Origin of the sequence: Nakamurella leprariae, from assembly GCF_016918035.1 — a bacterium.
Taxonomy (GTDB): domain Bacteria; phylum Actinomycetota; class Actinomycetes; order Mycobacteriales; family Nakamurellaceae; genus Nakamurella; species Nakamurella leprariae.
This window is the reverse complement of record NZ_JAERWK010000026.1, coordinates 26794-45664: the sequence shown is the minus strand read 5'-3', so window position 1 is coordinate 45664 and position 18871 is coordinate 26794. Positions and strand designations below refer to the sequence as shown.

Below are 18871 nucleotides of genomic sequence, written 5' to 3'. Positions count from 1 at the left end.
CGCCTCGCCCGGTGATACCTTGGCCGCCGGCCGCGGTGGTCGAGGTCCTCCCGGGCTCGAACCGACGGGCCGGAGTGCGGTGGGAGGGTGAGTCCATGGGTACGGCCGGGACCTCGAAGGACTCGACCGGCCCGGGCACGGATCCCCGCTGGCTGGCCGATCGGCTCACCGTTGTGCTGCTCACCTACCAGTGCGGCCACCGCATCGACCGGGTGCTCGACCACCTGACCGAGCTCGGCCTCCCCATCATCGCCGTCGACAACGACTCCACCGACGACACCGTCGCGGTGCTGGAGCGTCGGCCGGAGGTTCGAGTCGTCCGGTCGGCGGCCAACATCGGTGCCGCCGGGCGCACTCTCGGCTATCAGCACGCCAGCACGCCCTACGTGGTGTTCTGCGACGACGACGGTTGGTACGACCGGGACGGCCTGGTCACCGCCGTGCAGTGGCTGGAGCGGTACCCGCAGTTGGCGCTGCTGAACGCCCGCATCCTGGTCGGCGACGCACAGGAACTGGACGTCATCTCGGTCGAGATGGCCGACAGCCCCCTGCCCGACCGCGCCGGCATCCCCAACCCGGTGCTGCTCAGCTTCATGGCCGGCGCCGCCGTGGCCCGGGTCGCGGCGCTGCAGCAGGTCGGCGGGTACGACCCGGAGTTCTTCCTCGGCGGCGAGGAGGAGACGTTGGCGCACAAGCTGATCCGACGCGGCTGGCAGATGCGCTACCTGCCCGAGCTGGTGATGCACCACCACCCGAGCCTGGCCAACGCGCCGACGCTGCGCGCGCACGGCATGCGCAACACGCTGTGGAACGCCTGGATCCACCGGCGGTTCCGCAGCGCAGTCCGCTACACCGTGTTCATCCTCGTCGACACCCCGAAGAACCGGGACTGGGTGCGTGGTGTCGGCATGTTCGTGCGCGGCCTGCCGTGGGTGCTGCGCCGCCGACGCCCGATGGCGCCCACCGTGGACGGCGACCTGCGCGTCCTGGAGGAGCGGCGGTTCGCCGGCCGACGATCGCTGTTCAACCGGGTCGACCCTGTCGTCTTCCTGCAGCCGACGCACCCTCTGCCGGTCGCGGCACCACCGTCCGGGCCCGACCCGGAGCGCCGCCCGGCCTGATCGACCGGGCTCGGCCGACCCGGCCTGCCCGACCGACACACTCGGAAGGAACGCCGATGTCGATCGGACCAGCGCCCGAGGACGTGGCGCCACTGGCGCGTTACCGCCGCGCCGCCGACTACCTGGCCGCCGCGATGATCTTCCTGCGGGACAACGTGCTGCTCGAGGAGCCGTTGCGGCCGGACCATCTCAAGCCGCGACTGCTCGGCCACTGGGGCACCTGCCCCGGGATCACCCTGGTGTACGCCGGTCTCGACCGGCTCATCGGTCGCACCGGGGCGGACGTGCTGCTGGTCACCGGGCCCGGGCACGGTGCGCCGGCCAATCACGCCAACCTGTGGCTGGAGGGCGCGCACGAGCGGTTCGACCCGGCGCTGACCCGGGATCGGGCCGGCCTGACCGAGCTGGTCCGCCGGTTCTCCTGGCCCGGCGGATTCCCGAGCCACCTGTCCCCGGAGGTTCCGGGCGTCATCCACGAGGGCGGCGAGCTCGGATACGCGCTGGCCACCGCCTACGGTGCCGCGCTCGACGCGCCGGACCGGATCGTGGCCTGCCTGGTCGGTGACGGCGAGGCCGAGACCGGACCCACCGCCGCGGCCTGGCACAGCACCAAGTACCTGGACCCGGCCACCAGCGGCGCGGTGCTGCCGATCGTGCACGGCAACGGCTGGAAGATCGCCTCTCCCACTCAGACCGGCGTGATGAGCGACGACGAGCTCACCGCGCTGTACCGCGGGTACGGCCACCACCCGATCATCGTCTATGCCGAGATCGACTACACCGAGGGCGCTGTCGCCGACGAGCGGCTGGGCGTGGCGATGGACGAGGCGTACGACCGGATCACCGGTATCCAGCGCCAGGCCCGCTCGGGGCGACGCCCGGAGCGGCCGGCGTGGCCGGTGATCGTGCTGCGCACCCGCAAGGGCTGGGGTCTGCCCGCCGAGCTGGGCGGCAGCCCGCTGGAGGGCACCTTCCACGCCCACCAGGTGCCGATGGAGGACGTCGCCGAGGACCCCGAGCAGCTGGCCGCGCTCGAGGCGTGGCTGCGGTCGTACCGGCCCGAGGAGCTCTTCGACGACGGGCGGCCGGTGCCGGCCGTGCTGGCGGTCTGCCCGCCGGAGGAGCGGCGGATGGGCACCAACCCGGCCGCCGTCGGCGGCGACCTGCGCCGGCCGCTGGACCTGCCGGAGATCGCCGACTTCGCCCAGGAGGTCGGGACTCCCGGCACGGTGACGGCGGGCGCCACCGCGGTGCTGGCGTCGTGGCTGGCCGAGGTGTTCCGGCGCACCGAGACCACCCGGGACTTCCGCATCGTCTGCCCGGACGAACTCGAGTCGAACAAGCTGACCGCGGTGCTGGAGGCCACCGACCGGGCGTTCAGTTGGCCGGTGCCCGGGTCCGCCGAGCACCTCGACCCGGCCGGCCGGGTGATGGAGGTGCTGTCCGAGCACGACTGCCAGGGATGGCTGCAGGGCTACCTGCTGACCGGCCGACACGGCCTGTTCCCGTGCTACGAAGCCTTCGTCTCGATCGTCGACGGGATGGTCAACCAGTACGCCAAGTTCCTCAAGCTGTCCCGCGAGGTGCCGTGGCGCACCCCGGTGAGCGCGCTGAACTACCTGCTGACCAGCGAGGGCTGGCGGCAGGAGCACAACGGGTACAGCCACCAGGGTCCCGGCTTCATCAACACCATGCTCACCAAGAAGGCCGAGACGACCGCGGTGTACCTGCCGCCGGACGCGAACACGCTGCTGGCGGTGATGCGGACGTGTCTGGCCTCGACCGACCGGATCAACCTGGTGGTCGCGGGCAAGAACCCGGCGGTGCAATGGCTCTCACTGTCCGACGCGGTCGCCCACTGCGCGGCCGGCGCCTCGGTGTGGGCGTGGGCGAGTCACCCGGCGGCCGTGCAGGAGCGGGCCGACGTGGTGCTGGCCTGTGCCGGCGGCGTGCCGACGGTCGAGACCCTGGCCGCGACCGAGATGCTGCGCCGGGACGCGCCCGAGCTGCGGATGCGGGTGGTCAACGTGGTCGACCTGGTGTCGCTGCGCACACCGCAGACCCATCCGCACGGCCTGTCCGAGGACGACTTCCGTGCCTTGTTCGGCGACGACCTGCCCGTGGTCTTCGACTTCCACGGCTATCCCTCGGCGGTGCACCAGCTGCTGCACGGTCGGCCGGACCCGGGCCGGTTCCACGTCCGCGGCTACGTCGAGGAGGGCACCACCACCACGCCGTACGACCTGCTGGCCAGCAACGGGGTGACCCGGCACGATCTGGCCATCGCGGTGCTGCAGCGGGCCCGCGGCTGGGCCTCGGCCGGTGGCGACCTGGCCGACCGGTACGCCCGGCAGCGCGACGACATCCTCACCCACGTGCGGCGCACCGGCCAGGACCCGGCCGAGATCACCGACTGGACCTGGGGTCTGCGGTGAGCGCGGCGGAGCGGGTGCTGGTGGTCAACGCCGGCGGCGGCAGCCTCAAGCTGAGCCTGCTGGCCGCCGACGACGAGCTGATCGACGGCGAGGCGATCGACGCCGCGCCGGACAGCGACGAGGCGCGCTCGGCGCTGCGGGACTTCCTCGATCGCATCGGGCCGGTCGACGCGGTCGGGCACCGGGTGGTGCACGGCGGCGCCGAGCTGAGCCGGCACGCCGAGCTCACCGGCGCCGACGGCGCCCGGGTGCTCGCGGCGCTGGAGGTGGCGGCCGAGCTGGCCCCGCTGCACGTCCCCCCGGCGCTCGCCGCCATCCGCATCTGCCTGGACGCGCTGCCGGACGTGCCGCAGGTGGCCTGCCTGGACACCGTCTTCCACGCCGACCTGCCGGAGGCGGCCCGGGTCGATCCGCTGCCCGCGGCCTGGCGGGACCGGTTCGGGCTGCGCCGGTACGGCTTCCACGGACTGTCGTACACCTGGGCGGTGCGGCGGGCGGCGGCGCTGCTGGACCGGCCGGTGGAGCGGCTCGACCTGGTGCTGACCCATCTGGGCAGCGGCGCGTCGGTGTGCGCGGTGCGCGGTGGTCGCAGCGTGTGGTGCTCGATGGGCTTCACCCCGCTGGAGGGCCTGCCGATGATGACCCGCAGCGGCTCGGTCGATCCCGGACTGGTGCTGTGGCTGCTGCAGCAGGGCGGGCTCTCGGTCGACGAGGTGGCCGACGGGTTGGAGCACGCCGCCGGGCTGACCGCGTTGTCCCGCGGGTTGTCCGGCGACACCCGGGTCCTGGTCGAGGCGGCCGGAGGCGGTCCGTGGGGGGACCCGGCGGGCGATCACCGCCCGGACGAACGGGACGCCGCCCGGCTGGCCCTGGAGGTGTACTCGTTGCGGGTGCGGCAGCACCTGGCCGCGGCGGCCGCCTGCCTGCCCCGGCTGGACGCCGTGGTCTTCACCGGCGAGATCGGTGCCGACCAACCGGAGATCCGCGCGGCGGTCTGCGAGGGGCTGGCCGTGCTCGGGCTCGGGGACGCCCTCGACCCGGCCCGCAACGCGGCGGCCATCGACACCGACGAGGTGCTGACCCGGCCGGACGCGCCGATCCCGGTCGTGCTGGTACAGCCCCGGGAGGACCGGCAGATCGCCGCCGAGACCCGGGCCGTGGTGCGGCCCGGCTGACCGGCGTCGGACACGGATCCGGGCCCGTCCGACCCGGCCGCGGGCGCACACTTCCCACGGCCGGGCCGGCGAGCGGCTCGGGATGGAACGGCCGTCCACCGCCCGACGGGGCGGCAGTGGTCTCCACCCCGGTATCCCCCGGCGTCACCGGCCAATCAGCTGCCGCCGTCCGGCTCACCCGGCCCCGACACCGCGAGCCGCGCCGCCGTCCTCGTCCGTGATCGGCGAGGCTGGTCCGATGCCTGCGTCCGGACCCGACCGCACCACCCGCGTGCTGCGCCAGCACGTCAGCGCTCTGTTGCTGCTCACCGCGGCGACCGGCGTGATCGACGCGGTGAGCTACCTGAGCCTGGACCAGGTGTTCACCGGCAACATGACCGGCAACGTGCTGTTCATCGGCTTCGCGCTGGTCGGCGTGGACGACATCCCGTTCCTGAACAACCTGGTCGCGCTGCTCGGCTTCGCCGCCGGCGCGATCGTCGCCGCCCGGTTCGTGGGCCGCGGGCATCCGCTGACCGTGCCGACCCGCAGCCTGCTCACCATCGGCGCCAACACCGCCGTCTCCATCGTGGTGGCCGCGGTCTGGCTGGTCATGGGCACCCTGGGCACCCCGGTGATGGTGGTGCTCACCGCGCTTCTGGCCACCGCCATGGGCGCCCAGGTGGCGGCGGTGCGTCCGATCGGCAACGCCGACATCACCACGGTGGTGGTCACCAGCACGCTGGCCAATCTGTCCCGGGACAGCCGGCTGGCCGGCGCCCCGGCCGGCAGCGGCCACCGCTGGGTCCAGCGGCTCGGTGCCATCGTGGCCATGGGCACCGGCGCCCTGGTCGGTGCCGCCATCGTGCGGGCCGGTTCCGGCGCGGTGGCCCTGACCGTCGGAGCCGGGCTGATGCTGGTGGCCATCGCCGTGCTGTGGATCAGCGCCCGGGAGAACCACCGCAGCGCCGTGGCGGACTGACCCGGCCGGGTCGCGTCACGGCGTCGACCACTGCACCCTGGTGTCCGCCGCCCTCGGGTGCAGCAAGGCGGTGAGCGACACGGCGGCCGCCTCCACCGCCCGCCGCGCCGCGGCCGGCACCCGCTGGAACGGCTGCACCGTGACCGTGGCCAGGGACCGGGACGCCGCGCTCGACCACTTGCCCGCGGCCATCCCGTCGATGAGCACCAGCGGATCGATCCGCAGGTTGCGGCCGCCCCAGATCCTCGGGCCGTCCTCCGAGCGGACGATGCGGCCCCGGCGGGACGCGTCGTAGGCCAGGATCACGTTGTCGAAGGCCGGCAGGAACCGGGCCGGGACCTCGACGTCCCCGTCGGGACGCGGTGCGTCCACCAGGTCGACCAGCGACCCGCGCCCGGGACCGGCCAGCACCTCGAGGTCGTCGGCCCCATCCACGACCCGCTGCACGGTGCTCACCCGGGTGCCGAGCCAGGACGCGACGTCGGCCGGTGCGGCCGGCCCGAAGGCCCGCAGGTGGGCCCGCACCAGCACCTCCAGGGCGGCGGTCTCGGCGGGCAACGCCGCACGCCGCGGGGCGGCGGCGAAGTGCGACGGCGTCTTCGACCCGTACCCGCCACGTTCCGGGACCCGGACCAACCGCGGGTGGGCGCGCAGGTTCCGCCACCGGGACGCCTGCTGCTGCTCCAGTTCCGCAGCGTCGATCTCGTCCGGGTGTTCGGCCACCCAGGCGTCCGCGAAGTCCCGGGTCGCGTCGGCCGACATCACCGTCCCCCGGCACGCGGTCACCAGGTCCGCGGCCAGCCGCTCCAGGCCGGCCGGGTCGGTCCCCTTCGCCCGGGCCAACGGCAGATGGGCCGCCGCGTGGGCGGCGTAGGCCGGGTACTCCTGGGCGTCGACCACGTGCAGGGTGCCGCGCAGCAACGTGCCGGTGATCAGGTCGCCGGCGTCCAGCGCCGCCCATACCGCGGCCGGATCGAAGCCGCTGGTCCGGGCCCACAACCCGATCGGGACCGTGGTCCACTGCTGGGACTGCAGGGCACCGGTGCGCCGGACCACCTCCGCGATCGGCACGTCGGCGTCGAACGGGGCCAGCAGGCCCTGCCGGGCCAGCAACGCACGGTTCAGCTCGCGGTCGGTCAGCGCCGTCACTCCTCGAGCATGACACCGGCCGGTCCGTGACGGTCGCGTGGTTCTGCTTGGTGGCCCGTCCCGGCGGGTATCGGTCAGCAGGAGCACCAGGACGGTCGGCGGCATCCGCCGACCGGATTTCCGGCGCCTTCGGGCATGGGAGAACATCGAGGCATGACCGAGCCTTCCGCGGCGTCCAGCCTGTCGCCCGACGTGCTGCCCACCGTCCTGATGCGTGCCGTGGCGGCCGCCGCCCAAGGCGTGACCATCGCGGATGCTCTCGCCCCCGACGTCCCGCTGGTGTACGCGAACGCCGCCTTCGAGCGGATGACGGGATACCCGCTCGACGAGGTGATCGGCCGCAACTGCCGGTTCCTGCAGGGACCGGACACCGATCCGACCGCTCCGCAGGCCATCCGGCAGGCCATGGCCGCCGGGCGGGAGATCCAGATCGTGCTGCTGAACCAGCGCAAGGACGGCACCACCTTCTGGAACGATCTGGGCATCTCCCCGGTCCGGGACGACGACGGCCGGATCACCCACTTCATCGGCTACCAACTGGATGTCACCGAGCGGGTGGAGTGGGAGCAGGAACTCACCGAACTCGCCCACCGCGACGCCCTCACCGGGCTCAGCACCCGCGATCACCTGCTCGACCAGCTCGAGGAGCTGTTGGCCGACGCGGGCGACGACCAGGCGGTCGCCGTACTCACCATCGACCTGGCCGGCTTCTCGGAGATCAACGAGACGTTCGGCTACGACGTGGGCAACGTGGTGCTGCGCGGCGTCGCGGACCGGCTGGCCACCGTGACCGGACCGGACGACCTGCTGGCGCACGGAGACGCCGACAACTTCCTGCTGGTCCGGCCGACCACCGCCGACGACGCGGCGGCGACCGCCGAGTGGCTGGCCGAACAGGTGACCGAGGCGCTGCAGGGACAGATCCCGACACCGGTGCTGCCGATCACGGCGCGGGCCCACTGCGGGGCGGCGGTGTCGCCGACCGACGGCACCACCGCATCCGCGCTGTTCAGGGCAGCCCGCCGCACGCTGGAACGGCGTCGCGCCGAACCGTGAGCCTCGGCTGATCAGCGGCCGGTCACCTCGGGGCTGCGGTGACTCCGGCGCTGACGCAGTACCCGCCAGGCCCGCAGCGCCCGCGCGCCGTCGGTGTCCGGGTGCGGCGGCAGTGATCCGCCCACCGCGATCAGGTTGGCCACCAGCAGCGCCGGTCCGACCGCGGTGGTGGGTGCCGTCGCGTGCAGCCGGCGGCTCAGCGTGGCGACCTCCCGCGCGAAGGACGGCCGCTGGTCGGCGGTCTCGTCGACCGAGGTGGTCCGGCCCAGGTAGTGGTGCTGGTAGAGCTGGTGTTCCAGGCCGGCGGAGCGTCACCGGGTCCGCTGGGTGGTCGGCGGGGTGCTCCGGGCGCGAGCGGAGCGGGGGCGGGCAGGGCGGTCACGAGAGCAGCTCCACGGCGGCGTCGGTGGTGAGCAGGGCGGCGGCGACCTGCACCGCGGCCAGAGCCAGCGGTGGCAGGACCGGTGCGGTGAGCGCGGAGGCGGTGACCCGCTGCAGCAGGAACACGGCGGCGTACCCGCCGACCGTCGTGATGCCCGCGGCGTCCAGAGGCGCCGGGTGATCGTCGGCCGGTCCGGCGTCGTACGCCCACAGCAGCGTGCGGGTCTCGTCCTGCACCCGCGGCCACGGCACCTCCGCGCCGGCCAGCCAGTCGGCCAGGGTCTGCCCCTGCCGGAAGTCGAGACCGGCCAGCCAGCTGAACAGATGGTTGCCGATGAGCGAGCCGACGTCCCAACGCGGATCGCCCAGGCCGGCCGTCTCCCAGTCGATGATCCGGACGGCGGGATGCCCATCGTCGTCCGCTGCCCGCAGGAACAAGTTGTCGGACTTGAGGTCTCCGTGGATGAAGGTGATCGAGCGCCACCCGGCGGCGAGCCGGGTCAGCGGCGCGGCCAGGCCGGCGGCGCGGATGCGGACGGTCAGCTCGGTGAACCCGGCCGGGTGCTGGGCGACGAGCGTGGGCGTCGGGGACAACCAGGTGCCGACGGCCGCCGCGGCGTGGTTGACCGGGCGGGCGCCGGTGGCGCGCCGGCCGGCGGCGTGCAGGCGGCGGACGACGGAGCCGAGCGCGGCGGCCGCGACGGGGTCGGTGCCCCCGGCGGCGGCCCGGTGGTCGTCGAGATGCCGGTGGTCGTCGATGCACTCGGTGACCAGGATGTCGTGCCGGGCGTGCACCAGGCGCGGCAGCAGCGGCCGGACACCCGGCAGACCCAGCGCGACGCGGTGGTTGGCGCCCTCGGTGGTGAGGTCGGCCGACCAGGTGCCGTCGACCCGCCGTTGGGCCCGCTTGGCGAACCACCGACGGCCGTCCTGCAGGGTGATGCGGTAGCCGGCGCTGCGCCGGTGCACCATCTGGACGTCGGTGACGGCGGCCAGGTCCAGCACGCCGGCCGCGGTGAGATCGGTGAGCAGGTCGAGGGCGTCCGCGGAGACCCGGGTAGGCACGGGGGTCGGCCCGCTCGGCACCGGTGTCGGTGCCGGGACGGCCTGCGGGCCTCGGGTCGGCGACAACGCGGGCATGACGGACTCCTCGAGGCGAGCCGGGGACGGAGCGAGGGCGGGTGCGGCGGTGGGTCGGTCGTCCGGAGTGCTCAGGTGACCGTCAGGCGGGCGGGTCAGCAGTGGGCCGCGGTCTCCTCGAACTCGACCCGAGTGGTGGCGGTTCCGAACAGCTTCTCGGCGGACACGCGGGGCTCCTTCCCATCGGCCCGATCACGCTGCACTGAACGGGTTCTCGTCCGTGGCGCGGTGGTGCGTCGCGGTGACAGGAGGTCGGAGCCGTCCAGCCGGCCTCTGATACGACGGTGATCCAGGAAGATCCCCGGGACGATCGCCCGGTGCCCGTGCCACCGCCAGCGGGCCATCCCGGCGCCCGCACAGGAAGATCGTTCCGGCATCGTGTCGAGAACGCTGCGTCGGCGCCGATCCACCAGCGGAGCCGGGCCACCGGGCCGGCCGGAACAGGAGGACACCGTGAAGTTCCTGGTGATGGTGTACGGCAACGACGCGATCTGGGGCGATCCGTCCGTCGACTTCGCGGCGCTCGTCGCCGACGTCGACCGGTTCAACGCCGAGCTGCAGGCGTCGGGCGAGATGGTGGCGGTGGACGGACTGGAATCCCGGCCGCACGCGGTGCGGGTGGCCGGCGGGCAGCCGGTGGTGTCGGACGGCCCGTACCTGGAGGCGGCCGAGTACGTGGGCTCCTACTTCGTCCTGGACGTCGCCGACGAGGCCAGGGCGCTGGAACTGGCCTCGTCCTACCCCGGGCTGCGGCACGGCACCCGCGGCGGTGGCCTTGAGGTGTGGCCGTTGATGACCCACGGAGCCCCGCCGGCGTGAGCGGCGAGCCGGATGCCGAGGACCTGGTGCGCCGGCTGGCGCCCCAGGTCCTGGCGGCCATGGTGCGCCGCCACGGCGACTTCGCGCGCTGCGAGGACGCCGTGCAGGAGGCGGTGATCGCCGCCCACCAGCAGCGGCGGGCCGGCATCCCGGAGCATCCGCTGGGCTGGCTGCGCACGGTGGCCACCCGTCGTCTGGTCGACGGCATCCGGGCCGACGCCGCCCGGGAGCGGCGCGAGGCCAGGATCGCCGCCCAGGTCCGGCTGTTCGCGCCCGCGGCCGACCAGCCGGGCGTCACCGGCGACGACACGCTGGCGCTGCTGTTCCTGTGCTGTCATCCGGCGCTGACCGCCCCGGCGCAGCTCACCCTGGCCTGCGAGCCCTCGGCGGCCTGACCACCCCGGAGGTCGCCCGCCTGTTGCTGCTGCCGGAAGCGACCGTGGCGCAGCGTGTCTCCCGGGCCAAGGCGACGGTCCGGGCGGCGGGCGCGCGGTTCACCGTCCCGGCCGGCGCCGAACTGCTGGGTCGGCTCGACATCGTGCACCAGGTGCTGTACCTGATGTTCACGGAGGGATGGACGGCCGGAGCCGGACCGGACCTGATGCGACCGGCGTTGACCGCCGAGGCGATGCGCCTGGCCCGATCGCTGCACCGGAAGCTGCCGTCGTCGTCCGAGACGGCCGGCCTGCTCGCCTTGATGCTCCTGCAGGACAGCCGGCGGGCGGCCCGGACGGACCCCGACGGCGAGCTCGTGGTCCTCGAGGAGCAGGACCGCTCCCGGTGGGACCGGGCCGCCATCGCCGAAGGCACCGTGCTGGTGACGACGGCTCTGCGCAGCGGACCACTCGGCCCGTACCAGGTGCAGGCGGCCATCGCGGCGGTCCACGCCGAGGCACCCACCGCCGCGGCCACCGACTGGGCGCAGATCGTCGCGCTGTACGACGTCCTGGTGCGGCTGACGCCCGGCCCGGTCGTCAGTCTCAACCGCGCCGTCGCGGTCGGGATGGTCGGCGGTCCGGCCGCCGGTCTCGACGAGCTGCAGGCGCTGCAGGACGGTCCGCTGGCCGGGCACCACCGGGTGGCCGCGGTCCGCGCGCATCTGCTCGCACGGTCCGGTGACGGCTCCGCCGCCGCCCACTGGTACCGGGAGGCCGCCCGCCGGGCCGGCAACGTGCGCGAGCAGCGTCACCTGGCCGGGCGGGCGGCAGAGCTGGAGCGACGCGCCGCTGAACGGGACGACGCGGCTCGCTGATCAGGTGCTCGGGACGGCGGTTCCGCGGGGTGCACGTCGTCCGCCTGCCGCTCGTCCTGCCTCGACCTGGATCCGAGCGGGCGAGCCGGGCACCGTTCCGGGTCAGCTGGGTTGGGTCAGCTGGGTTGGGTCAGCGCGGCGTCGATGTCGTCGAGGATGGTGTTGAGCAGCAGCGGGCCGCCGGTGGAGGTCCAGGCCGAGCCGTCGACCGGGACGATGTGGCCCTCCTGGTACGCGCGCAGCGAGGTGAAGCCGGGGATGGACGCGGCCGCCTCGTCGATCTCGCGCTGGGCCGCCCCCTGGTCGCTGGCACCGCCGCCGTTCGGGTTGCCCACGGACGAGCCGCCCAGAGTGCCCATGAAGATCCAGTCGCCGTCGATCATCGACAGCTGTTCCTCGGAGATGGGCTCGGAGTGCCCGCGGCCCTCGCGGTCCTGGTCGGGCGGGCGAGGCAGACCCAGATCGGTGAGCACCTGGCCGGCCAGCAGTTCCTTGAGGATGAGCGAGAACCCACCGGACTGGGCGCGGACCACTGAGATCTGCGCGTCCTGCTGGTCGCCGAGGCGGCTGCGGATGTCGTCGACCCGGTCCTGGTAGGCGTCGAGGACCTGCTGCTCCTCGTCCTCGCGACCCAGCGCCTCGGCGGTCAGGGCCAGGTTGGCCCGCCAGTCGCCGCCGGCGTAGCCGGTCATCACGGTGGGCGCGATGCCGCGCAGCGCCTCCATCATCCCGGGCGCGTTGTTCACCGAGGTGCCGTCGACCAGGATCAGATCCGGTGCGATCAGCGCGATCTGCTCCAGGTTGGGTTGCGCGACAGCGCCGACGATCGGCACCTCGGCCGCCTCGCCGGCCAGGTAGGCCGCGACCCCGGACTGCCCACGGGCGGCGACGGTCCCGACCGGGGTGACCCCGAGCGCGATGGCCGCGTCGAGCGTCGGCTCGGACAGGGTCACCACCTGCCGCGGCTCCCCCGGCACCTGCTGGGCGACCTCGTCCGCACCCACGACCGTCCGCTCCGCGGCGGTCGCGACACCGGTCCCGGCGCCGGCGTCCGGGTCCGACACCGAGACCTCGACGGCGCCCGATCCGCCGCCACAGGCAGTCAGGGCCATCCCCGCGGACACAGCCACCAGCAGCGAGGCGACCCGGGAGCGGGACAAGCGGGACGAGACACGGGGGCGCACGATCAGCAGGACCTCACGACATCGGGACCAGGGCGGGTGAACGCGTCAGGACGCGCTGGACCGGCGACGCTGACCGGCGATGGTCAGGCCGAGGCCGGCCAGCAGCAGGCCGCCGCCGATGGCCAGCGCGGCGTCCTCGGTCGGACCGGTCGACGCGAGCTGCTGCCCGCTCGTCGGGGTGCCCGAGGATCCACCCGAGGCGGCCGGCGCGCTCGTCGTGGTGGTGCGGCTGCCGGGGCTCAGCGGCGCGGTCGTCACCGACGACGCGGACGGGGCGGCGCTCGACGAGCTGCCCGACGGGCGACTCGAGGAGGACGAGCTCGACTGGCTCGGCGCCGGCGCGACACTGGACGAGGTCGTCGGCGCGACGCTGGACGAGGTCGTCGGCGCGGCCGCGGCGGTCACGGTGAAGGTGTCGGTGGCGTGGGTGAAGCCGAGCACCCCGGAGCCGGTGGCCGGCCGGGTCGAGGCCAGCACGCGCAGCCAGTGCTCGCCCGGGGCCAGGTCGGCGGGGATGGTCAGCGACCCGGAGGCCACGCCGTCGGCACCGATCGGGACGGCTGCGACCACGTCGGCGCCCTGGATGACCGCGTCGCCGGTGTACTGCCCGTCGTCGATCTTCACGTAGGCCGTCTCGCCGGCCGGGTAGCCGGTGACCGAGAAGGACAGGGTGCCGCCGACGGCGACCGAGCCCGGGCTGACCGACGAGGTGGTGCCCTCGGTGTTGTTGCTGGCGCCGCCCGGAGGCAGTCGCTTGATGACGACCTGCCCGACCGCGGGCTGAGGAGCGGCTGCCGGGACCGGCGCCGCGGCGACGGCGAGCACCTGCACGTCCGAGGCGCCGATACCGGCGGCGTTCGCCGTCTGCCAGCCGAACATGCCGACCAGGACCGCGCCGCCGACGGCGACGGTCCCGACGCCCCAGCGGGTCAGCACGCTCGGGGTGGCGCTGTGAGAACTGGCCAGGCGCATGGTCTTCCTCTCGGACGCTGCGGCCGACCGACATCCTGGTCGAGCCGAAGTGAGGTCAGCATAACCTTCGTTTGACGCGATCATCCATCGGGCGTGAGCGTTGCCACCCGGGGCGCTCAGCGGTGGTCGCCGCCGCGGCGCCGCGGACCGGGTTCGTCGGCGGTCGTGCCGCCACCGCCCCCGACCTCCTCGCCGACGGCCCCGACCTCCTCGCCGACGGCCTCGGCCTGACGGGCCTCCTCCCGGCCCTCGGCCCGGGCCTTGGCCACCGCCTCGGCCAGCACCCGCCGGTTGCGGCTGCGCCGCTGCACCAGGATGGTGACCACGGCGACCGCAATGATCAGGATGACGATCCAGAGCCACGGCATGGCCGCCGACCGCGCCGTCGCCTCGGTGGCACCGGGAAGGGCGCCGACGTCGTCGCTCGCCACCGCAGCCACGGTCAGGCTCACCCGGTGGCTCAGCACCAGCAGCGGCGGCACGCCGTCGACGGTGGCGGTCAGGTGCACCCGGTTGCCGGGCAGGATCTCCGGCACCTGACCCAGTTCGACGGTCCGGTCCCACACCCCGAACGGCGCCTCCACGGTGAGCGTCGCGGTGCCGGACAGCCGGACGTTGCCGGTGTTGACCACGTCGAAGCCCACGGTCGAGGTTCCACCGGCGCCGAGCGTCCAGCCGCCCCGGTAGTCCGCGGCGAGGTCCTGCACCTCGAGCCGCGGCGTCAGCTCACCGGCCACCCGCAGGTGCACCCGCGCGCCGACCCGCTGCTCGACGTTCACCGACCCGTCGGCGCCCGCACCGGACAACGAGGCCACGACGCCGGCCGGGTGGTCGCCCGGGGTGGCGGTGGCGGGCACGGTGATGCGGAACGGCACCGTGGCGCGGGACCGGGCCGGCACGGTGATCTCGTTCTGGGCGAGCTGGATCCAGCTGCCCGAATCGGTGGGCGTCTCGGCCCCGGGCCGGAGGTCGAACACACCCTCCTCGGTGGTGATGCCGTCGCTGGCGTACAGCCGGAACGTGACGTCGCTCTGCCCGTAGTTGCTGACCGTCACGAAGTCGTCGACCACGGCTCCGCCGTCCAGCTCGTACCGGAACGACACCCGGCCGTCCGGCCCGTCGGCGGTGGACGGTTCCACCGCCCAGGTCACCCGCTGGTCGGCCGGCGGCTCGTCCTGGCCGTCGTACGGGCTGGTGCTGCCCGGGCTCAGCTCGACGGTCGTGCCGTCACTCGGCGCACTGCTCGATCCGGACGGCTCGGCTCCGGCCGTGCCGCCCCCGACGAGCGCCACGGACAGGACCAACGCCAGCACGGCCAGCAGACGCGCCGGCCACGCGCGGCGGACGCCGGCGCCCGGCCCAACATCGGTCACCGACGCGGAGGACTTCACGGACGGGAGTGCTGCGGTCACTGCGGGGAATCCTCACGTCGGCTCCGGAACACGCACCGGGGGCGGGCATCGCACACGGCGACGCCCACCCCCGGGAACGCTCGACTGCACTGTGGCACGCCTGCGACCCCGGTCGGAGTCGCGGACGAGCCGGTGACCGGGATCAGTCGGTCGGGAAGAGCGACACCGTCAGGGTCGAGGTGTACTCACCCGCTGCGGTGTCGACCGGCACGTCCCAGGCGAGCTGGGCGCCCAGCTGGGTCAGACCGGCCCGGCCACTGCTGTCGGCCTTGGCCAGGCACGCCGGCTGGGCCAGGCCGGCGCCACCGTCGAGGGCCCCGGCGACCGCGGCACCGGCGGTGACGCCGGCGCGCGGGGTGAGGACCTCGGGGGTCCAGGCCAGGTGATCGGCCCCGACCGAGGCCTCGCCGGCCGCGAAGGCACCGGCCTGGGCCGAGACGGCCCAGCCGCCCCCGGCGGCGGTCTCCTCGGACCGGGCGTCGTTGACCTCGACGGCCGGCAGCAGGCCGGAGAAGGCCAGGCGGTCGCCCTGCTGGCCGTCCGCGGTCAGCTGCACCGCGGCGCCCTGATCGACGGTCAGGCTGAGGGGCCCGTCGACGGGACCGGTGGACTCCTCGACCACCGCGGAGATGGTGATGGCCGTGCTGCCGGCGGGCTCACCCGGCTGGGTCGGCTCGGTCGGCTCCGTCGGCTCCGTCGGCTCGGTCGGCTCCGTCGGCTCGGTCGGCTCGGTCGGCTCGGTCGGCTCCGTCGGCGTGCCGGCCGGGACGACGGTGGAGGTGACCAGCTCGGTGCGCATCACGTCCCCGGCGGTGAGGCTGCCGGTGAGCATGCGCACCGAGACGGGCGACCCGACGTCCCACGGGGTGCCGGTGAACGTCGCGTTCGCCGAGGTCGGGAACGGCAGGTCGATGGAGAACGAGCCGTCCGGGGCCGCCGCCGCGATGGCCCAGATCGTCTTGTTGCCCTGGGCTGCGCCGGTGACCGGGTGGGTCACGGTGCCGGTGGTGGAGATGCCGCCGTCATCGAGCTTGAACGCGATGACGGAGCCGGCGTCCCCGGCCTGGGTGGTCCAGCCGGTGCCGGACACGGTGATCGGCTCACCGACCGTCACCTCGTCGTCGATGGTGATGGTGACGGCGGGGTCGCTGGTGCCCGGGACGGTGGCGGCGGTGGCCACCGGCGCCGTCAGGAACCCGAACACCGTCGTGACGGCCGCGGCGGCGGCCATCCCGGTCACCCACCGGGATCGTCGCCGCGGGGCGACGGCAGTTGCTGCCATGGTCGGTCCTCTCGTGCGGCCGTCCCGGGCCCGCGACGTGCGCGGGCCCGGGACGGTCAGGGGGATGGTGGAACGGATCAGTCGGTCGGGAACAGCGAGACCGTCAGGGTGGAGGAGTACTCACCCGCGGCGGTGTCGACCGGCACGTCCCAGGCGAGCTGGGCGCCCAGCTGGGTGTCGCCGGAGCGTCCGGCGGCGTCGGCGGTGGCCAGCGCGGCCGGCGCGGCCAGACCCGCACCGCCGTCCAGTTCACCGGCGACGGCCTGACCGGCGGTCACGCCACTCTTCGGGGTGACGATCTCCGGGGTCCAGCCCAGGTGAGCGGCGGAGACGGTGCTGGCGCCGGCCGAGAAGGCCGAGGCCTGCGCCGACACGGCCCAGCCGCCACCGGCGGCCGTGGCGTCGTTGCGGGCGTCGGTCACCTTGATGATCGGCAGCAGACCGGTGTAGCTGAGCCGGTCGTCCAGGTCACCGCTGCGGGACAGCGTCACGGCCGAGTCGGCCGCGGTCAGGGTCAGCGGGCCGTCGGTCTGACCGGCCTCGACGACCGCCGAGATGGTGATCGCGCCGGAGGCGGACGGAGTGCCCGGCTCGGTCGGCTCCGTCGGCTCGGTCGGCTCCGTCGGCTCGGTCGGCTCGGTCGGCTCCGTCGGCTCGGTCGGCTCCGTCGGCTCGGTGACCGCCACCGGGGTGATCTTGGTGATCGGGTCCTGCCCGTCGGCGCCGAACTTCTCCAGCACGTAGATCGAACCCTTGACGCCCAGCACGTAGTTCGGGCTGTACTCCTCGAGCGGCAGCTTCTCGACCGTGGTGTTGGTCGCGGTGTCGATGACCGAGATCGAGGCGTCGAAGAAGTTGGCCACGAACAGCAGGCCGGTGACCTCGTCGACCTCGAGGGCGAGGGACCCGTTGCCGGTCGGGATCGAGGTGATGAACTCGCCGGTCGTGGCGTCCAGGACGGTCACGTCGGCCGAGTCCTGGTTGGCCGCGTACACCCGGTTCAGCGCCGGGTACACGGCGACGTTCGAGGAGCGCACCGCACCCGGCAGGTCGTGCCGGGTGGAGGCGCCGGCGGCCAGGTCGAAGATGACCAGCTCGCCGCCGGTCAACGTGGAGGTGTACATCTTGCGACCCTCGACGTCGATGTCCAGGCCCATCGGCTGGCCCGGGACCGCGATGCGGTCGAGCAGCCCGAAGTCCTGCGCCGGGTCGGAGCTGAACTTGACGACCTCGTTGCCGTACACGGCGCTGACGTAGACGGCGTCGCCGATCGGGTCGACCACGATCTCGCGGGAGTGGTTGATCGTGTTCGGGAAGGTGGCCAGCCGCTCGCCGGTCTCCTGCGAGTAGACGTCGACACCGTTCTGCCGCGTGGTGCTGACCCAGACGGTGTTGTGCTCGTCGTCCACGGCGATGCCGTAGACGGCCTCCAGCCCGGCGCCGTCGTAGGCGGCCGGCGGGGTGATCTCCTGCAGCACCTCGTGGGTGTCCGCATCGATCTCGATCAACTCCGAATCCAGGATCGGCGGCGTGCCGACGGACCGGGTGATCCAGATGGAGTTGTTGCGCTCCGAGTAGGCGGCCTGGTAGACGCCCTCGCCGACGGTGAACGGGTCCTCGACGTCGAAGGTCCAGCCGGCCGGGGTACCCGGCTCGGTCGGCTCGGTGGGCTCGGTCGGCTCCGTGGGCTCGGTCGGCTCCGTGGGCTCGGTGCCGGCCGAGACCAGGGTGGAGTTCGCCACCTCGGAGCGGACCTTGTCTCCGGTCAGCAGGGACCCGGTGAGCATGCGGATCGCGACGCTGTCCCCGGCCGCCCAGGCGGTCCCGGTGAAGGTGGCGTTCGAGCTGGTCGGGTAGGGCAGCTCGACGGAGAACGACCCGTCGGGGGCGGCCTGGATGATGCTCCAGACGGTCTTGTCCGGGGCGACCACACCGGTGGCCGGGTTGGTCACGGTGCCGGTGGTGGAGACGCCGCCGTCGTTGAGCTTGACCGCGATCACCGAACCGGCGGTGCCGGCCCGGTCGGTCCAACCGGTGCCGGAGACGGTGATGGGCTCGCCGACCTCCAGCTCGTCCTCGACCGTGAACGTCACGGTCGGGTCGGTCGTCCCGGTGTAGGTCTGGGCGTTCGCGGTCGCCGGCGCGACCACCAGACCCAGGACCACTGCCAGAGCGCTGGCGGCTGCGCCGCTCACCGCCCATCTCGATCGTCGCCGCTGTGCGACGCCAGGGTGCGCCATCCTCTTCCTCTCCTCGGACGATTCCAAGCGAAGGTTAGGCTATCCCTACCTAAGTCCGGTACCTCCGCCGGGGCGACCCGGACGGTGGATCTGCTCCAGCGGTCGGGTGAGCGTCTCCCGGAACCCTGCTGACGCACGCCCGTTCGGGACGGCCCGGTCGGGTGAACCGGACACTGCTGATCGGTGAACGGTCACCCAGAGCCCTTAGGCTGACCTCCGGGTCCACCGACGTACCGGCGCGCCGACCGTCCAGGCCGGTCGTCCGACCCGTCGTCCGGCCCTGCTGTCCGAA

At 73.7% G+C, this 18871-nt stretch carries 13 protein-coding genes and 1 pseudogene; 7 read left to right on the top strand and 7 right to left on the bottom strand.

Going from position 1 to position 18871, the window contains the following annotated elements; translation table 11 throughout:
* Window positions 1–95 precede the first annotated feature (95 nt).
* The 4 genes from JL106_RS18960 (at window position 96) to JL106_RS18945 (ending at window position 5692) form a co-directional block, all read left to right on the top strand.
* On the top strand, window positions 96–1121 hold the full coding sequence (locus JL106_RS18960) for a glycosyltransferase family 2 protein (RefSeq protein ID WP_205262338.1): 1026 nt from the start codon (window positions 96–98) through the stop codon (window positions 1119–1121).
* Between the two features lie 56 nt (window positions 1122–1177).
* Complete coding sequence (locus JL106_RS18955) at window positions 1178–3556, top strand: phosphoketolase family protein (RefSeq protein ID WP_205262337.1); 2379 nt, start codon at window positions 1178–1180, stop codon at window positions 3554–3556.
* Window positions 3553–4731, top strand: coding sequence for an acetate/propionate family kinase (locus JL106_RS18950; RefSeq protein ID WP_205262336.1), 1179 nt, complete (start codon window positions 3553–3555; stop codon window positions 4729–4731). Before JL106_RS18955 ends, JL106_RS18950 begins: the two co-directional genes overlap by 4 nt.
* A gap of 238 nt (window positions 4732–4969) precedes the next feature.
* Window positions 4970–5692: a YoaK family protein gene (locus JL106_RS18945; protein WP_205262335.1), complete on the top strand. Its 723-nt coding sequence runs from the start codon at window positions 4970–4972 to the stop codon at window positions 5690–5692.
* 15 nt (window positions 5693–5707) lie between these two features.
* Here the strand turns inward: JL106_RS18945 and JL106_RS18940 are convergent, their stop codons facing one another.
* Window positions 5708–6841 (bottom strand): winged helix DNA-binding domain-containing protein, encoded by a 1134-nt coding sequence (locus JL106_RS18940; RefSeq protein WP_205262334.1) that lies wholly within the window; start codon window positions 6839–6841, stop codon window positions 5708–5710.
* Window positions 6842–6994: 153 nt separating this feature from the next.
* On the opposite strand from JL106_RS18940, the gene JL106_RS18935 reads away from it, so the two are divergent.
* Window positions 6995–7897 (top strand): GGDEF domain-containing protein, encoded by a 903-nt coding sequence (locus tag JL106_RS18935; protein WP_205262333.1) that lies wholly within the window; start codon window positions 6995–6997, stop codon window positions 7895–7897.
* 378 nt (window positions 7898–8275) lie between these two features.
* On the opposite strand, the gene JL106_RS18930 is transcribed toward JL106_RS18935, so the two are convergent.
* Entirely contained in the window at window positions 8276–9418 is a 1143-nt protein-coding gene (locus JL106_RS18930) for a phosphotransferase family protein (protein WP_205262332.1), read from the bottom strand.
* A 453-nt stretch (window positions 9419–9871) separates the two neighbouring features.
* Between JL106_RS18930 and JL106_RS18925 the strand changes: the two genes are divergently transcribed.
* Window positions 9872–10237 carry a YciI family protein gene (locus JL106_RS18925; RefSeq protein ID WP_205262331.1) on the top strand — a complete coding sequence of 122 codons (366 nt, stop codon included), beginning with the start codon at window positions 9872–9874 and terminating at the stop codon, window positions 10235–10237.
* A gap of 59 nt (window positions 10238–10296) precedes the next feature.
* A pseudogene (locus JL106_RS18920) lies at window positions 10297–11489 on the top strand (RNA polymerase sigma factor).
* A 116-nt stretch (window positions 11490–11605) separates the two neighbouring features.
* Here the strand turns inward: JL106_RS18920 and JL106_RS18915 are convergent.
* The 5 genes from JL106_RS18915 to JL106_RS22260 all read right to left on the bottom strand — a co-directional run bounded on the left by JL106_RS18915 (window position 11606) and on the right by JL106_RS22260 (window position 18534).
* Entirely contained in the window at window positions 11606–12673 is a 1068-nt protein-coding gene (locus JL106_RS18915; RefSeq protein ID WP_205262330.1) for an ABC transporter substrate-binding protein, read from the bottom strand.
* Window positions 12674–12718: 45 nt separating this feature from the next.
* On the bottom strand, window positions 12719–13645 hold the full coding sequence (locus tag JL106_RS18910) for an LPXTG cell wall anchor domain-containing protein (protein ID WP_205262329.1): 927 nt from the start codon (window positions 13643–13645) through the stop codon (window positions 12719–12721).
* A 116-nt stretch (window positions 13646–13761) separates the two neighbouring features.
* Window positions 13762–15057, bottom strand: coding sequence for a COG1470 family protein (locus JL106_RS18905; RefSeq protein ID WP_205262328.1), 1296 nt, complete (start codon window positions 15055–15057; stop codon window positions 13762–13764).
* Between the two features lie 142 nt (window positions 15058–15199).
* Window positions 15200–16339, bottom strand: coding sequence for a hypothetical protein (locus JL106_RS18900; RefSeq protein ID WP_205262327.1), 1140 nt, complete (start codon window positions 16337–16339; stop codon window positions 15200–15202).
* Between the two features lie 77 nt (window positions 16340–16416).
* Window positions 16417–18534 carry a YncE family protein gene (locus JL106_RS22260; RefSeq protein WP_205262326.1) on the bottom strand — a complete coding sequence of 706 codons (2118 nt, stop codon included), beginning with the start codon at window positions 18532–18534 and terminating at the stop codon, window positions 16417–16419.
* Window positions 18535–18871 lie beyond the last annotated feature (337 nt).

Excerpts from the sequence above, each read along its gene's own strand:
- JL106_RS18960 (WP_205262338.1), top strand. The coding sequence starts at position 96 with ATGGGTACGGCCGGGACCTCGAAGGACTCGACCGGCCCGGGCACGGAT.
- JL106_RS18955 (WP_205262337.1), top strand. The coding sequence starts at position 1,178 with ATGTCGATCGGACCAGCGCCCGAGGACGTGGCGCCACTGGCGCGTTAC.
- JL106_RS18945 (WP_205262335.1), top strand. The coding sequence starts at position 4,970 with ATGCCTGCGTCCGGACCCGACCGCACCACCCGCGTGCTGCGCCAGCAC.
- JL106_RS18935 (WP_205262333.1), top strand. The coding sequence starts at position 6,995 with ATGACCGAGCCTTCCGCGGCGTCCAGCCTGTCGCCCGACGTGCTGCCC.
- JL106_RS18930 (WP_205262332.1), bottom strand. The coding sequence starts at position 9,418 with ATGCCCGCGTTGTCGCCGACCCGAGGCCCGCAGGCCGTCCCGGCACCG.
- JL106_RS18910 (WP_205262329.1), bottom strand. The coding sequence starts at position 13,645 with ATGCGCCTGGCCAGTTCTCACAGCGCCACCCCGAGCGTGCTGACCCGC.
- JL106_RS18900 (WP_205262327.1), bottom strand. The coding sequence starts at position 16,339 with ATGGCAGCAACTGCCGTCGCCCCGCGGCGACGATCCCGGTGGGTGACC.